The sequence below is a fragment of the Pectobacterium sp. IFB5596 genome, from assembly GCF_021432585.1.
Taxonomy (GTDB): Bacteria; Pseudomonadota; Gammaproteobacteria; order Enterobacterales; family Enterobacteriaceae; genus Pectobacterium; species Pectobacterium punjabense.
This window is the reverse complement of record NZ_LXFY01000008.1, coordinates 89,754-102,522: the sequence shown is the minus strand read 5'-3', so window position 1 is coordinate 102,522 and position 12,769 is coordinate 89,754. Positions and strand designations below refer to the sequence as shown.

The window sequence follows — 12,769 nt, the reverse complement described above, 5'->3', positions numbered from 1 at the left end:
CTGTTGTTTGTCGGTGAGGGCTCTCTGGAGTAGGACAAATCTGCCGGGAGCGGATTTGCACGTTGCGTGGCAACGGCCCGGAGGGTGGCGGGCAGGACGCCCGGCATAAACTGCCAGGCATCAAATAAGTGGAAAGCCCCTGTCGAAAGACAGGGGCTTTTTGCTATGGGAATTTGGGATGTTATCTGTAACGATTTGCTCACCGTTGTGGATTTATTAGGGTGTATCAGGCAGATAGCCGCAGCAAATACGGGACATAGGGCAGCTTTTTGGATGAAGAAACCTTCCTGCCTCATCCAGTTTGCGTTAGTTATGCGATAACGCGAACTTTGAGATCCATGATAATGGCGATGCTGGGGGAAGGCCTGCGTAGGACACGCAGGCTGATTGTTCTGCATTAGTGCAGGATCTGCGAGAGAAATGACTGTGTGCGTTCTGATCGAGGGCTAGAAAAGAAGATATCCGGCGGCGCTTGTTCCACGATCTCGCCCTGATCCATAAAGATCACCCGATCAGCGACAGTTTTTGCAAACCCCATTTCATGCGTGACGCAGAGCATCGTCATTCCATCTTGTGCCAGTCCCAGCATGGTATCTAGCACTTCTTTCACCATCTCAGGGTCCAGTGCGGACGTCGGTTCGTCGAACAGCATAATCTTGGGCTTCATGCATAGAGAACGCGCAATTGCCACGCGCTGCTGTTGGCCTCCAGATAGCTGTCCCGGAAATTTATGGGCATGCGCTGCGATGCGTACTCGTTCCAGATAGTGCATTGCCAGTTCTTCCGCTTCTTTCTTCGGCATATGTCGTACCCAGCATGGCGCCAGTGTGCAGTTCTGCAATACGGTTAAGTGTGGGAATAGATTAAAGTGCTGAAACACCATGCCGACTTCAGTACGAATTTTTTCGACATTGCGTAAATCGTTATTCAATTCAATACCATCAACAACAATCCGCCCTTGCTGATGTTCTTCGAGATGATTAATACAGCGTATGGTGGTTGATTTCCCCGAGCCGGAAGGACCGCACAGCACAATGCGTTCCCCCTGCCTGACCTGAAGATTAATGTCTTTAAGCACATGAAATTGCCCGTACCACTTATTCACATTTTCTAAGGTAATCATGTGATCGGTTGATTGAGTGAATGCAGTCTGATTCATGGATGGCCTCAGTGTGACTTGTGTCCGGTGTTAAAACGACTTTCCAGATGTTGGCTATAGCGCGACATACTGAAACAGAAAATCCAATAGACCATGGCGGCGAAGACATAGCCTTCCGTTGACATGCCCAGCCAGGTGGGGTCGACCGTCGCCTGTTGGATGCTGCTGAAGAGATCGAAAAGGCCGATGATGATCACCAGACTCGTGTCTTTAAAGAGCGAAATAATGGTATTCACCAGTCCTGGAATAACCATTTTCAGCGCTTGGGGAAGGATGACCAGCCCCTGCATACGCCAATAGCCTAAGCCCAGAGATTCAGCGGCTTCATACTGTCCTTTTGGCAGCGCCTGCAAGCCGCCGCGAACCACCTCGGCGACATAAGCAGATTGGAATAAAATCACGCCAACTAATGCCCTTAGCAGCTTGTCGATCGAGGTACCTTCCGTTAAAAACAGCGGCAGCATCACAGATGACATAAAAAGCACGGTGATTAACGGTACGCCACGCCAGAATTCGATGAACACGACGGAAAGCATACGGACAATCGGCAGTGTGGAACGGCGGCCTAATGCGAGCAAGATACCAAGCGGCAGCGCACCGGCGATACCCACGGCGGCGATGATCAACGTCAACGTTAAGCCGCCCCACTGATAGGTTTCTACTCTGCTGAGCCCACCAAAACCACCGTAAAGCAACCACCAGGCGATGAGCGGGTACACTACCGCCCAGAGAGCAATGTAACGCCCGCGATAGGGAATGGTTTTCAGGAACATCGGCAGGATACTGAGCAGCCCGATAGCGAGTGCAAAGTTAATGCGCCAGATTTCCGTTGCCGGATACAGCCCATACATGAAATGACCGAATCTGGCATGAATGAAGACCCAACAGGCCCCCTCACGCGTACAGTCATTGCGAGTTGTGCCAATCCAGTTAGCCTGAAAGATTGCCCAATTGAGCAGCGGCGGTATGGCAACCCACAATAGCCAGAGGCAAAACAGCGTTAACAGGCTATTGCCAATACTGGAGAAGAGATTATGCCGCGCCCAGTGCATCGCCCTGAACAGAGAAGACTGACGGTCTTGCGTATAATGGTTCATCGTCATTACGTCCTCTTAGCGTTCGACTAACGCGATTCTTCGGTTATATAGATTCATCAGCAGCGAAATCAGCAGGCTGATAATGAGGTAGACCGACATGGTAATGGCTATGGTCTCAATAGCCTGTCCGGTCTGATTCAGCACCGTTCCTGCGAACAGCGACACCATATCGGGATAACCAATCGCCGCAGCTAGCGAGGAGTTCTTCACAATATTCAGATACTGGCTGGTCAGCGGTGGAATGATGACGCGTAGCGCCTGTGGGAGGATCACTTTGCGCAGCGTCACGGGATTTGGTAAGCCGAGAGAACGCGCGGCCTCATGCTGGCCGTGAGAAACCGATTGGATACCAGAACGAATAATCTCGGCGATAAACGATGAGGTGTAGACCGACAGGGCGACAGTCAATGCGGCTAGTTCAGGGATCAACACCATACCGCCGCGGAAATTAAACCCTTTTAATTCCGGCACATTCCAGTGGAAAGCTGGGCCGAAAATCAGATGGCTGAGTGTACACAGGACAAGCAACAAACCCAACGTCAGCGGCCAGGTTCTACGCACCTGACCAGTTAACGCGTGATAGCGCTGATTACGCCGAAAGACAACCCATGTCACCACGAGCGTGAGCAACAGAGAAAGCAAAAACGCAGCGGTGCCTGGCCCCATCTCAGGGGATGGCAGATAAAAACCTCGGTTGCTGAGGAACGCGATATCAAATGCACTGATGGACTGGCGCGGGCCCGGTAGATTTCGCAGTACGGCAAAATACCAGAAGAAGATTTGCAATAGCGGCGGGATATTACGAAATATCTCGATGTAAATGTTGGATATTTTCCGTAGTAGCCAGTTGTCGGATAGTCGTGCGAGACCAATGGTAAAGCCGAGAATAGAAGCGAATACGATGCACAATGCCGAAACCAAAAGCGTGTTGAATAGACCGACAAGAAACACGCGGGCGTAGGTATCGCCTTGTTGATAGTCAATCAGGTGTTGGACGATGCCAAAGCCCGCGCTTTTATTCAGAAAATCGAAGCCAGAGGTGATGCCCCTCTGTGCCAGATTGGTCACGGTGTTGTGCAGCAGGTAGGCTGCGACAGCCAATACCGCGATAACAACGATAATTTGATACAGCCAGGCGCGCACCGCTGGATTAGTCAGTGATAAATCACCTTTTACGGTTGGGCGTTGTAGCATGCTGAAACCTCGAAACGGGGGTACTGAGGGGCGCAGCGATCCACTGCGCCCGGTTTTTTCTGATAATTAACGTACCGCTGGCGCGTACTGAATCCCGCCTTTGTTCCACAGTTCGTTCAGGCCGCGCTTAATTTTCAGCTCGCTGCCCATACCGACATTACGCTCGAAGATTTCTCCGTAGTTGCCAACCTGTTTGATAATTTTGAACGCCCAATCGTTCGGTAATTTGAGATCTTTGCCGTAGCTGCCTTCATGACCCAGTAGATGAGACATATCTGGCGTGGTAGGTTTTGCTGCCAACTGGTCGACGTTTTTCGAGGTCACACCCATTTCTTCGGCATTCAACATAGCGAACAGCGTCCAGCGGACGATAGAGAACCACTCTTCATCGCCACGGCGTACTACCGGACCCAGAGGCTCTTTAGAGATGACTTCTGGCAGGACGATGAATTCGGCAGGTTTGCTCAGCTTGATGCGTAGTGCATACAGCTGTGACTGATCTGATGCCAGCGTATCGCAACGGCCAGACTCCAGCGCTTTGGCACTTTCATCAGAGCGATCGAACGTGACGGGGGTGTACTGCATCTTATGAGTCTTGAAGTAGTCTGCGACGTTCAGCTCGGTATCGGTACCCGCCTGAATACAAACGGTTGCACCATCCAGTTCTTTGGCGCTGGTTAAGCCCGCTTTGTTATGCGTCAGGAAGCCAATGCCGTCGTAGTAGGTGACGCCAGTAAAGAGCATACCCATGCCGCCGTCACGGGAAGAGGTCCAGGTGGTGTTGCGCGACAGCACATCCACTTCACCGGATTGCAGCGCGGTGAAGCGTTCTTTCGCCGTCAGCGGCGTGTATTTAACTTTATTGGCATCACCGAATACGGCGGCAGCAAGGCCGCGGCACACGTCAACATCAATACCGGAGTATTTGCCGCTGGCGTCTGCATAGGAAAAGCCGGGTAAGCCATCACTGATACCGCATTGTACAAATCCTTTCTTCTGAATCGCGTCTAGCGTTGCACCAGCATGGGCTTGATTGATTGCGGCAAAGAGCGACGCGCCAGCAACCAGAGTAGAAATCACTATTCTTTTCATAATCATCCTAGCGTCTAAAGTTATTTGCTGTTTTTGAAGTACACAATAAAGGTGCACCTTACCTGTCTGTCGGGATGCCGACGTGAGCAGAGCGAAGCAAATAAAATGCCAATTTTTTATTTGCTTGATAATGAAGACGAAAAGGAAGGGTTATTGATCTAAGTGGGTAATTCTAATTGGGTATGTGCGCACCGTAATAAATGCAAAGAGGCCGGTGCGCCCTCTTTTAGTGCGTCAAAATGGAGATCGTGAAGCGTCTTCAGGTTTGCCTGTTGAGCAGGGAGAGTCTGGGAACACGGTAATGTCATCAGCCCAGCGGATGGCGTGGGCTGATGCGGGAGGTGTTAGTGCGTGATGTGGCGCTGATAATACTTTTCGAGCTTAACCTGCAATTGGCTCAAGACAGTACTGAACATCAGATAAATCAGCGCAGCCTCGACATACAGAATCAGAGGTTCATAGGTCACAGAAACGATGCGCTGAGCGGATAAGAACATCTCCGGCACGGTAATGACAGCGGCCAGCGACGTATCTTTGATTAAGGAAATAAACGTATTGGAAAGCGGCGGCAGTGAAACGAAAACGGACTGCGGGAAGATGACCCAGCGAATCGCCTGTCTGCCATTCATGCCGAGAGAATAGGCGGCATTCCATTGGCCTTTCGGGACAGACAAGATTGCCCCGCGCACGATCTCTGAACTATAGGCACCCACGCTGATGGTGAAGCCAATGAGTGCAGCAGGGAAGGCATCCAGCGTAATCCCCGCACTGGGCAGCCCATAAAAAATCAGGAAAAGCTGCACCAGCAACGGTGTGCCACGGATAACCCAAACGTAGAAATCACCCAGCCATTTCAGCGGCTTGGGGCCATAGAGGCGAACCAGCGCGATGAGAATGCCGAGAGCTAGGCCAAAGATAAAAGACAGGATAGCCAGAGGGACGGTAAATTTCAGTCCCGCAGAGAGCAGGCTCCAAAAGGAGTCTGCCATGAGTTGTAGCCAAGGCGGCATGAAAACGAGCTCCGATAACGGTATGCGCTAATCACAGAGCGCGCTGATACCCGTCATACTTCAAGCTGCTTGTGCGTTGGCTGCCCTTACTCACCCCTGTCACTTACTTTTGTAAGCTCCTGGGGACTCGTGCGGTTGCCGCCTTCACGCAACTTGAATTATTTAGGGTATATAACAGTCCTGTTTATAACAACGCGCTCTGATAACAGTGCGATTATTGAGAAACATCCTCCCCGAAGTATCGCACAGATATCGTTTTATAGGTGCCGTCTGCTTTGATTTCATCCAGAGCTTTATTCAATGCTTCCACCAGTGGTGCCTGATTTTTACGAACCAGAATCGCGGAAGGTTCGCCGTCTTTTGAGGTCGCGGCAATCTTCACGTTGGCATCCGGCTTATGCTTTTTGAAATCCAGGAATGATAGATTGTCGTTCAATGTGGCGTCGGCGCGGCCGCTAAGAACCAGATCCAGCGACTGGTTAAAGCCGTCCGTTGGTACAATTTCAGCACCGTAGCTGGTGGCTTGTTTAGAGTAATTACTGGTCAGGCTTTGGGCTGATTTTTTGCCTTTCAGATCGCTGAAATCCTTGATGGCGGTATTGTCACCACGGACAACCAGCACGGCTTTGGAGTCAATATAAGGCTTGGAGAAATCATACTTAACCTGACGTTCTTTGGTTACGCCAACCTGATTGATGACCGCATCGTAGCGTTTGGCATCAATACCGGCGATTAAACCGTCCCAACGACCTTCAATAAACTGGGCTTTTACGCCGAGCTTTTCTGCCACTGCACGGCCAATATCCACATCGAAACCAACCAACTGGCCTGACTTATCATGATAGGTGTAAGGCGCATAGGTACCTTCTGTGCCGATCTTGAGAACGCCTGCGGACTTGATGTCGCTAAGGTCATCGGCATGAGCGAATACGCTGGTAGCAAGCAGGGCGCTGGTCAGTAAAGCAAAACGTATTTTTTTCATTATGAATTCCTGTGAGTGGAGTGCAGCGATGTGCTTATAACTTTTGTTAATAATGAATCTACGCGACAACACATCTGTTTATAAATCACGTTGTGTGATGATTTATATCAGAAGTGAATATAGTCTTGAACGTAGTTTGTAGTGAATATAGTGCTCTTGCTCGGTTTTAACCATCTTGTGCGAAAGAACGATAGAAAAAGTCTGCTGCTGCCGTAAATGTTACCCTGCTGTCACAATCGGCTTCTATCCTCAAAGGACATCATTGCTTTTGCCACTACCCAGCAGGAGACAACAATGAAGATCCGTATCGCCAGCTATAACGTCGAGAACCTGTTCCACCGTAGCGCGATTCTCAACCTCCCCGATTCCAAGCAGATTGACGCCTTGTTGCGGCAGATCAGGCAGCTTCAGCATCTTCTTGAACAGCCCCAATACGACGATGCCCTGAAAGATCAGGTGTTCCGCCTTTCTATCGCACTGCGCCCTTATATTGATATTCGCACCGACGCGGGCACGCTGGGGCGATGGAAAAAGGAGGACGCTGGCACTGGCTTCCGAATTAATAAAAGCTGCCGGGGACGCGGGGATTGGATCGGCGAAATCGTGTTTAAGGCACAGGAGTTCAGCAGTCAGCAGCGTAAGAATACGGGCAAGATTATCACCCTGCTTAACGCCGACATCCTGTGCGCCGTTGAAGTTGAAAACATGGATGTACTAAGGGATTTCAACAGTCAGGTACTCGGGAAAAAGAAATTTAGTCAGTTCGTTATGATAGACAGCCCAAATGACCCGCGCGGCATTGATGTGGCCTGCCTGACGCGCTATCGGATCGCTCAATTACGCACTCATATTTTCGATGCCGGAAAGCGTTTCGATCCCGTATTTAGTCGTGATTGTCTCGAAGTGACGCTGGATGCCGGTCTCAAACAGCCTATTTATATTCTATGTAACCATTTCAAAAGCCAGAGCGGTCAAACGGAAGAAGAGCGGCAGCGTGGAGCGGAGAAGCGCCGCGATCAGGCCGAACGCGTCGCGGAGATTGTGCAACAGACTTACGATCTCAAGAAGGATTACGTGGTCATTCTCGGTGATTTGAACGAGGATTCGTCAAACCCCTGGCACAGTTTGGCTCCGCTGTTTTCCCTGTCAGATTTGCATCCCGTTATTGACCCTGAACGCCCGGAAAAAGAGCGCTACACCTACTATTTCGCTGGCGGAAAGAAGGGCGCGCGGTTAAACCAACTGGACTACATATTTTTGTCTGCACCGCTGCATCAGGCGGTGGTGGAGTGGGACGTCGAGCGTCGGGGGATTTATAATATCGATAAGATTGCCGCCAAAGAGGGCGCGGAACCCGTTACGCCGCTACCGGAAGTCACCTCATGGGACACGGCGGCGTCCGACCATGCCGCGCTCTGGGTAGAAGTGGATATTACCTGATGGCCGCTTTATGGCTATCATGGTGTGAGAAAACAGAGCAATCATAGCCGTATAACAGAGGAAGATGATGAGCAAGCAAGGATTAGAGCAATACCCAGACGCGCTACGCTGGTCATTTGGCGACAGCCCCGCGCTGGCGGATGAGCTGCTGCAACTGGTACTCGAAGGGCATAAAACCGCAACCTGTAGCTCGTATCACGCGTTTAAAAACGAGGAAACGCCACAGGTCGGCGATTACAACATCGTTCTGGACGGTGCCGGAAAGCCCTCCTGCGTCATTCGCACGCGCTCGTTAACGCTGGTGCGCTACTGCGACGTTACTGCTGAGATGGCAGCGAAAGAAGGCGAAGGCGACAAAAGCCTGGCTTTCTGGCGTGAAGGCCATCAGACATTCTTCGAACGAGAAGGCACCTTCGCCCCAGATATGCTGCTGGTGTTTGAAGAATTTGAGCTGATTGAGGTGTTTTGATTCTGGGTCGGCGACTGCTTAGTCTGGCTGTGTTTTATTGATACATCTAGACTACCCGTGACAAACGACATATTAGGGGCGGTTCAGGCGTTTAATGGGTTAGCTAGCCAACATTGTATCAATCAAACGAAGTGTCTTTACACGCTTCGCTGCAACGTTCAAACAGAGAAGTACGCCGACTCAACAAACCGCCTAGGGGTAGTTGAGTCGGTGTGTTTCGTGAATTTTTGCGTACACTATTCTTCAGATAGTGGAGACTGTAAGGGAAGCAGGTAGTCAGAATCATAATCATCCATGAGATCATTTCTATAGGACGATAATAATCGTAATGCGAAACTGGTCTGTTCAAGGTTTGCTTCATCCATCGCGGCAAATACCGTGAGTTTTACCAGTTCATAAGACTGATTCAGATCGTACGATCTGGCTTCAGGATCGTCAGCAATTTCAGGATCTATGTTCATCAGCAAAAAAATAGCTGCGGCCTGAAATGCGTCCTTTTGTTTGCATCATTAAAAGCATGAGCTTTAGCAATGGCTATTAGGTAAAGAGCCGCAAGTTTAAAAATATCGTTGCATGACTCGTAGAAATGTAAGTTCTCGACTCTTGAAAGTGCTCCACCCAACCTGTTTCTGTCAGGAGGACCGCTACTAGCAAATGTATCTTGTTGAATTTCAATTACCTGGTCCATAGTGAGAAATTCAAACATTATTTATCTCCGAGTATTTTTATGACACCCGCATGTCGTTTTTGTGTTCTCGTTTTTGCCTCGACAAAACTTAATTTTTTGGGCTGCGATACTGTTTGTCTTTTTTCATAATGCTCAGTACTGCTACCTCGGCGGGTACTTCCACTTGTAGATACAAAGAGAGTCCTGGGCGTTGGGAATACCGGCACCTCTTCGCCAGTCTTAACTCGGCTACTCCCTCTGGGAGTAGAAGAATACGCACCAGCGCTTTCCTCTGGGAAGCCTGCGATCTGGTTCCCCTGCAACTTGAGATCAGGTTTACCTCGCTGAGTAACAATAAAATCTACACCATTACGAAGTTCATCAAGAACCTCGGTCAGATGTTCACGCATGTAGGTATAGGTTATCGATTTCATAAAAATTCCGACGCAGCAAATTTGTACATGTACAGATTAGCAAAAGGAATGCTCTTGCATAAGCTTGTGCCACCCAAAACGCACATTTACTACATTGAAATGGCCGCTGGCTTACGCCATTGTTGAATTGAACAACCCAGAATCAAAAGAGATTTTAACGTTCGTGTTAGCGGAACGGCTAGATAACCTGCACCGACTCTTTCATGAGTCGGAAACCGATAAAGCAGAAGGGATGAGTCATTAACAACGAATTTCTCATCTCGCAGACGCAATGGCTCAGACCGCCACGCTAAGGCTGCTGCTGCCCTGAAAAATGGCAAAGAAAAAGGCGCTTAACCAAAAGAGGTAAAGCGCCTTTTTTCAAATGCTTAACTGATTAGTATCAGTTCATGCCGTATTTTCAAAACCTACGTTTTTTATGGTTCGTGGTTTTTCATAACTGTCCATTCATGATTATGATATAAAACGATAATTATGTTTTATTGTTTGTCTTTGTTCGTTGCCATTCATGGAGTAACATTGATATGTGTAGTTAGTGGTGTAGTCAGTTATGGATATTAATTGAGGTTTTATGGCTGGTGGGACAAACAAATTAAGCGACACTGCGCTGCGCAAGATGATGGGAAGGGAAAGCCCTGGTGATAGCTTCTACGCTGATGGCGATGGGTTAAGTATCAAAGTCTCTAAAATTGGTGTAATGACATGGTATTTCACATTCCGGATCGGTGGCCGTTCTGCTACACCACAGCGAATAAAGTTGGGCAACTATCCTGAGTTATCCCTTAAAGCTGTTAGGGAAAAGCGGGAGCAGTGCCGCGCATGGCTTGCTGAAGGTAAGAACCCCAAGCACCAGTTAAGCATCGCTACCCAAGAAAGCCTCAAGCCGGTTACTGTCAAAGAGGCGCTGGAATACTGGATCAGAGAGTACGCGACCCATAAGCGAGCTAATGTTGGTAAGCACATTGAGCAACTAAAAAAGCATATTTACCCCTACATAGGTGATTATCCGCTTTCAATGTGTGAAACCCGCCACTGGTTGGAATGTTTCAGCCGTGTCAGATCTGAGGCGCCCGTTGCTGCCGGCTACCTTCTCCAGATGTGCAAACAAGCGCTTAAATTCTGCCGTGTGCATCGTTATGCAGAAAGTAACGCTCTTAGTGATTTGACTATTGACGATGTAGGCAGAAAACAGAATAAGCGTGATAGGGAGCATACGAGGCAGGAGCTTGCTGATATCTGGCGTGAGAGTACAGGACAAAAATTTAAGCCTTACTATGCTTCATTGTTACACCTGCTGGTGGTGTTTGGTTGTAGAACTCAGGAATTGCGTTTTTCTCGGATCAGCGAATGGGATTTGGAAGATTGGATTTGGACAGTACCGAGGGAGCACAGCAAGGGTGGAGAAAAGATACTACGCCCCATCCCTGAAGCTATTCGCCCATTTGTAGTGACGTTGCTCAATCAGAATAAAGACAGTGGTCTGCTGCTGGGTGAGATAAAGACGCCGGAAGCTGTCAGCCAGTGGGGAAGAGGTATCTACAAACGCCTAGGGCATTCAGAGCCGTGGACACTTCACGATCTACGCCGCACGTTCGCTACCACGCTAAACAATATGGGGATCGCTCCCCACGTTGTTGAACAACTGCTTGGGCATACGTTGGGTGGTGTTATGGCTGTATATAATCGTAGCCAGTATCTACCGGAAAAGATGGACGCGCTGAATAAATGGATGGATAGATTAACCCTGTTATCTGAAAACCACAAAAATGTGGTTTTGATGAAGGTGGCTAAATGAATTTCCCTAAACGAAAATATTATAACATAAGAGATGCGGCTAATTTATTATCGTGTGATGTAAACGATATCATTCATTTTGGTGCAAAAGAATGGCTAGATATTTATGCATATATAAATCACAAAAACCTCACAAACTATTTTCATTTTCAAATCAATATGCCTAGTTACACAGTTGATGAGATTGACTGCTTTGATAGTTTGTTTTTTGATGACTGGTGTGCAGATGGTGTTCAATTTCACGAAAAGACTGATTTTTTACCTTTCAATGGATACTATGCAAAGGAAGTAAAAGGCTTATTTTTCATTGATTCTTATGTGCTTACAGACTTGGAGTTTTCATCTGAAAAAAAAGCAACAATTGATTTCTTCTCTGATGTAAATAGTGTTAAAAATGAATTTGCAATAGAGTTCAACACGTTAGGGTTTAAGGTTGAAATTAATACTGATGCTTTATACATAAAGTATGAAGATCTTGATGAGTTAAATGAATTATGTTCTTCCCAAATTGGTGAGTCAGATAAAACATTAGCAAAAAAAGAAAATATCATAAGAGCTTTGCTTGAGCTTATTCCTGAACTTTCTGGGGTTAATGTTGATTCAACTCCGGTAAAAAAATTGAAGGAAATAATTGAAGCAACCGCATTAGATCGTGGCGTTGAATTTCCCAAAACAGATTTAGGCACATGGTCAAAGTACCTTGAAAGAGGAAGGCATAAAAAGTGATATCGCCTCACATGCAAAGTGATATCACCCAAATCAGACTCAAATTAACTTTAAATGCTCTCGAACATTAACGAACGAGAGCATTTTTTTATGAGCATAATTAAACAGTCTACAACACTGACAGATCGGATGATTCGAGAAGCTGAATGCCACCAACTCACAGGCATTTGTCGCACCACACGCTACATGATGGAGAAAGAAGGGGCATTTCCTGCACGCAGAAAACTTGGTGGTCGCTCTGTGGGGTGGATACTGTCTGAAATCTTGGAATGGCAACGCATGCAGCCAAAAGTTATTTATGAAAAAGTGGGTTGATATGAAAAATAACTCATCTGATCATACCGCCAGCACATCCATTAAAGCAGTACCGAAAAAACACCGCGCACGAATTTTCATGCTGCGTTCCGGTACTGGCGGCTTTACTGAGAATGACATTCTCCTACATTGCCGCCTTTCTTCTGGACGTAATTACGCCACCGAATTAGAGCGCCTGCTTGATATTCGGTTGGAGCGTATTGACGAACCAAACACGGACGGGATCGGCAGTCATTACCGCTATCGTTTTGCAAAGCGTGATGATATCTCCCGCGTCATTCGACTAGTAAATACCAATGCCGATATTAACGGCCACCAGCCGCTTACCCAGCAAGAAATTAACCATATCATGAGCCTGTACCCGGACTACGCCGCCAGCTAACGGAGCCT

At 48.1% G+C, this 12,769-nt stretch carries 15 protein-coding genes; 6 read left to right on the top strand and 9 right to left on the bottom strand.

Going from position 1 to position 12,769, the window contains the following annotated elements; translation table 11 throughout:
• Window positions 1-397: 397 nt before the first annotated feature.
• From A6301_RS08730 to A6301_RS08705, 6 genes are all read right to left on the bottom strand, one after another.
• Window positions 398-1,159, bottom strand: a complete 762-nt coding sequence (locus A6301_RS08730) for an amino acid ABC transporter ATP-binding protein (RefSeq protein WP_304622714.1) — start codon at window positions 1,157-1,159, stop codon at window positions 398-400.
• Window positions 1,160-1,167: 8 nt separating this feature from the next.
• Entirely contained in the window at window positions 1,168-2,262 is a 1,095-nt protein-coding gene (locus A6301_RS08725) for an amino acid ABC transporter permease (RefSeq protein ID WP_234257578.1), read from the bottom strand.
• Window positions 2,263-2,271: 9 nt separating this feature from the next.
• Entirely contained in the window at window positions 2,272-3,450 is a 1,179-nt protein-coding gene (locus A6301_RS08720) for an amino acid ABC transporter permease (RefSeq protein ID WP_234257577.1), read from the bottom strand.
• A 66-nt stretch (window positions 3,451-3,516) separates the two neighbouring features.
• On the bottom strand, window positions 3,517-4,542 hold the full coding sequence (locus A6301_RS08715; protein WP_005975324.1) for an amino acid ABC transporter substrate-binding protein: 1,026 nt from the start codon (window positions 4,540-4,542) through the stop codon (window positions 3,517-3,519).
• A 344-nt stretch (window positions 4,543-4,886) separates the two neighbouring features.
• On the bottom strand, window positions 4,887-5,552 hold the full coding sequence (locus A6301_RS08710) for an amino acid ABC transporter permease (RefSeq protein ID WP_039498201.1): 666 nt from the start codon (window positions 5,550-5,552) through the stop codon (window positions 4,887-4,889).
• Between the two features lie 214 nt (window positions 5,553-5,766).
• Complete coding sequence (locus A6301_RS08705; RefSeq protein WP_234257576.1) at window positions 5,767-6,534, bottom strand: amino acid ABC transporter substrate-binding protein; 768 nt, start codon at window positions 6,532-6,534, stop codon at window positions 5,767-5,769.
• A gap of 294 nt (window positions 6,535-6,828) precedes the next feature.
• On the opposite strand from A6301_RS08705, the gene A6301_RS08700 reads away from it, so the two are divergent.
• Together A6301_RS08700 and A6301_RS08695 are read left to right on the top strand one after the other, a co-directional pair.
• A complete protein-coding gene (locus tag A6301_RS08700; RefSeq protein ID WP_234257575.1) occupies window positions 6,829-7,974 on the top strand; it encodes an endonuclease/exonuclease/phosphatase family protein in 1,146 nt (381 codons plus the stop codon).
• 67 nt (window positions 7,975-8,041) lie between these two features.
• Window positions 8,042-8,443, top strand: coding sequence for an ASCH domain-containing protein (locus tag A6301_RS08695; RefSeq protein ID WP_234257584.1), 402 nt, complete (start codon window positions 8,042-8,044; stop codon window positions 8,441-8,443).
• A gap of 236 nt (window positions 8,444-8,679) precedes the next feature.
• Here A6301_RS08695 and A6301_RS08690 read toward each other — a convergent pair whose 3' ends face one another.
• Genes A6301_RS08690 through A6301_RS08680 form a run of 3 tightly spaced genes read right to left on the bottom strand, consistent with a single transcriptional unit; the run spans window position 8,680 to window position 9,544 of the window.
• Window positions 8,680-8,904 carry a hypothetical protein gene (locus A6301_RS08690; protein WP_234257574.1) on the bottom strand — a complete coding sequence of 75 codons (225 nt, stop codon included), beginning with the start codon at window positions 8,902-8,904 and terminating at the stop codon, window positions 8,680-8,682.
• Window positions 8,904-9,131: a type II toxin-antitoxin system death-on-curing family toxin gene (locus tag A6301_RS08685; RefSeq protein WP_234257582.1), complete on the bottom strand. Its 228-nt coding sequence runs from the start codon at window positions 9,129-9,131 to the stop codon at window positions 8,904-8,906. The genes A6301_RS08690 and A6301_RS08685 overlap by 1 nt, the downstream gene beginning before the upstream one ends.
• Window positions 9,132-9,148: 17 nt before the next feature.
• Window positions 9,149-9,544 (bottom strand): type II toxin-antitoxin system Phd/YefM family antitoxin, encoded by a 396-nt coding sequence (locus A6301_RS08680; protein WP_234257573.1) that lies wholly within the window; start codon window positions 9,542-9,544, stop codon window positions 9,149-9,151.
• Between the two features lie 571 nt (window positions 9,545-10,115).
• Between A6301_RS08680 and A6301_RS08670 the strand changes: the two genes are divergently transcribed.
• The 4 genes from A6301_RS08670 (at window position 10,116) to A6301_RS08655 (ending at window position 12,761) form a co-directional block, all read left to right on the top strand.
• Window positions 10,116-11,339, top strand: coding sequence for a site-specific integrase (locus A6301_RS08670; RefSeq protein ID WP_234257572.1), 1,224 nt, complete (start codon window positions 10,116-10,118; stop codon window positions 11,337-11,339).
• Complete coding sequence (locus tag A6301_RS08665) at window positions 11,336-12,064, top strand: hypothetical protein (RefSeq protein WP_234257571.1); 729 nt, start codon at window positions 11,336-11,338, stop codon at window positions 12,062-12,064. The genes A6301_RS08670 and A6301_RS08665 overlap by 4 nt, the downstream gene beginning before the upstream one ends.
• A 90-nt stretch (window positions 12,065-12,154) precedes the next feature.
• Window positions 12,155-12,379, top strand: coding sequence for an AlpA family transcriptional regulator (locus A6301_RS08660; RefSeq protein ID WP_234257569.1), 225 nt, complete (start codon window positions 12,155-12,157; stop codon window positions 12,377-12,379).
• Window position 12,380: 1 nt separating this feature from the next.
• Window positions 12,381-12,761, top strand: a complete 381-nt coding sequence (locus tag A6301_RS08655; RefSeq protein ID WP_234257567.1) for a hypothetical protein — start codon at window positions 12,381-12,383, stop codon at window positions 12,759-12,761.
• Window positions 12,762-12,769: the final 8 nt, after the last annotated feature.

What these genes read in the sequence shown, in the direction of transcription:
- A6301_RS08730 (WP_304622714.1), bottom strand. Translation starts at nt 1,159, where the DNA reads ATGAATCAGACTGCATTCACTCAATCAACCGATCACATGATTACCTTA.
- A6301_RS08725 (WP_234257578.1), bottom strand. Translation starts at nt 2,262, where the DNA reads ATGACGATGAACCATTATACGCAAGACCGTCAGTCTTCTCTGTTCAGG.
- A6301_RS08720 (WP_234257577.1), bottom strand. Translation starts at nt 3,450, where the DNA reads ATGCTACAACGCCCAACCGTAAAAGGTGATTTATCACTGACTAATCCA.
- A6301_RS08715 (WP_005975324.1), bottom strand. Translation starts at nt 4,542, where the DNA reads ATGAAAAGAATAGTGATTTCTACTCTGGTTGCTGGCGCGTCGCTCTTT.
- A6301_RS08710 (WP_039498201.1), bottom strand. Translation starts at nt 5,552, where the DNA reads ATGCCGCCTTGGCTACAACTCATGGCAGACTCCTTTTGGAGCCTGCTC.
- A6301_RS08705 (WP_234257576.1), bottom strand. Translation starts at nt 6,534, where the DNA reads ATGAAAAAAATACGTTTTGCTTTACTGACCAGCGCCCTGCTTGCTACC.
- A6301_RS08700 (WP_234257575.1), top strand. Translation starts at nt 6,829, where the DNA reads ATGAAGATCCGTATCGCCAGCTATAACGTCGAGAACCTGTTCCACCGT.
- A6301_RS08695 (WP_234257584.1), top strand. Translation starts at nt 8,042, where the DNA reads ATGAGCAAGCAAGGATTAGAGCAATACCCAGACGCGCTACGCTGGTCA.
- A6301_RS08690 (WP_234257574.1), bottom strand. Translation starts at nt 8,904, where the DNA reads ATGAACATAGATCCTGAAATTGCTGACGATCCTGAAGCCAGATCGTAC.
- A6301_RS08685 (WP_234257582.1), bottom strand. Translation starts at nt 9,131, where the DNA reads ATGGACCAGGTAATTGAAATTCAACAAGATACATTTGCTAGTAGCGGT.
- A6301_RS08680 (WP_234257573.1), bottom strand. Translation starts at nt 9,544, where the DNA reads ATGAAATCGATAACCTATACCTACATGCGTGAACATCTGACCGAGGTT.
- A6301_RS08670 (WP_234257572.1), top strand. Translation starts at nt 10,116, where the DNA reads ATGGCTGGTGGGACAAACAAATTAAGCGACACTGCGCTGCGCAAGATG.
- A6301_RS08665 (WP_234257571.1), top strand. Translation starts at nt 11,336, where the DNA reads ATGAATTTCCCTAAACGAAAATATTATAACATAAGAGATGCGGCTAAT.
- A6301_RS08660 (WP_234257569.1), top strand. Translation starts at nt 12,155, where the DNA reads ATGAGCATAATTAAACAGTCTACAACACTGACAGATCGGATGATTCGA.
- A6301_RS08655 (WP_234257567.1), top strand. Translation starts at nt 12,381, where the DNA reads ATGAAAAATAACTCATCTGATCATACCGCCAGCACATCCATTAAAGCA.